Origin of the sequence: Ruegeria sp. R8_1, from assembly GCF_017743815.1 — a bacterium.
Classification (GTDB): domain Bacteria; phylum Pseudomonadota; class Alphaproteobacteria; order Rhodobacterales; family Rhodobacteraceae; genus Ruegeria; species Ruegeria lacuscaerulensis_A.
In genome coordinates this window covers 1-419 of sequence record NZ_JAGHRL010000018.1, presented here as the reverse complement: position 1 = coordinate 419, position 419 = coordinate 1, and the positions used below count along the sequence as shown (strand labels likewise).

The window sequence follows — 419 nt, the reverse complement described above, 5'->3', positions numbered from 1 at the left end:
GACGAGCTGAACCAATGGCTTGAAGATCGCTGTATCGCCCTTTGGGCAGAGACACCGCACAAGGCTTTGCCGGGGTCCATCGCTGACGTGTGGGAGGCCGAGAAGCCCACGCTGATGGCACTGCCGCCGGCATTCGATGGCTTTATCGAACACAGTAAGCGTGTGTCACCCACATGCCTGATCACGTTCGAACGCAATCGCTACAGCGTTCCCGCCAGCTTCGCGAACCGACGTGTCAGTTTGCATGTTTATCCCGAACGGCTGGTCGTGGTCGCTGAAGGGCAAACGGTTTGCGAGCATGCGCGGATCATCGAGCGATCTCATCGCAAGCCCGGCAAGGTCATCTATGAGTGGCGTCACTATCTCGCTGTCATCCAACGCAAACCAGGTGCCTTACGCAATGGTGCGCCGTTCACGGA

Annotated in this window: 1 pseudogene; it reads left to right on the top strand. The window is 58.2% G+C overall.

The annotated features are described in order from the left end of the window. Positions 1-419 (top strand): annotated as a pseudogene (locus tag J7380_RS20480) (IS21 family transposase); the annotation flags it as partial.